Annotated in this window: 1 protein-coding gene; it reads right to left on the bottom strand. The window is 68.1% G+C overall.

Annotation, left to right across the window (positions count from 1 at the left end; translation table 11 throughout):
• Positions 1-111 precede the first annotated feature (111 nt).
• A partial coding sequence (locus U858_RS0133045) for an efflux RND transporter periplasmic adaptor subunit (protein ID WP_025141350.1) occupies positions 112-692 on the bottom strand: 581 nt, incomplete at its 5' end.

The following is a 692-nucleotide window of genomic DNA, read 5'->3' as shown; positions in this document are numbered from 1 at the left end:
GCGGCAGCGGCGCCACCGGCAACAGCGGCCAGGCCGCGATACCCACCAGCAGGATCGCCAGCGCCAGCAGCGACGTGCCGATCGGCCGTTTGATGAAGTTCGCTGAAATGCTCACTGGCCACCTCCCGCCGCCGGCGCCAGTTCACGCACCTTGCTGCCCGGCTTGAGCTTGTACTGGCCGTCCACCACCACGCGCTGGCCGGCCTTCACGCCTTCCTGGATCACCGCCAGGCCGTCCTGCATGCGTTCCACCTTGACCGGCTGCGCCTGAGCCACGCCCGCGCCGTCCACCGTGTACACGAAAGTGCCCGTCTGGCTGCGCTGAACCGCCGCCACCGGCAGCGTCACGGCGCTTTCGTGCTCATCCAGCACCAGCCGCGCGTTCACGTACTGGCCCGGCCACAGGCGATGCCGCGGATTGTCGAAGCGGCCCTTCAATTGCACCGTGCCGGTGGTGGTGTCGATCTGGTTGTTCAGCAGCACCAGCTGGCCTTGTTCCAGCGGTTCGTTGCTGCCGCGGGCATAAGCCACCACGGTCAGGGCCTGGCCCTTGTCCATGGCCGCGGTGATGCCCGGCACCGCCTCTTCCGGCAGGGAAAACAGCACGGTGATCGGGTCGATCTGGTTGATCACCACCAGGCCATTGGCGTCCGCGGCGTGCACGATATTGCCCGGGTCCACCAGCCGCGCGC

The organism is Achromobacter sp. DH1f (assembly GCF_000633435.1).
Taxonomy (GTDB): Bacteria; Pseudomonadota; Gammaproteobacteria; order Burkholderiales; family Burkholderiaceae_B; genus Achromobacter; species Achromobacter deleyi.
Note: the sequence above shows the minus strand (reverse complement) of the source record. Positions and strands in the feature narration are given on the sequence as shown.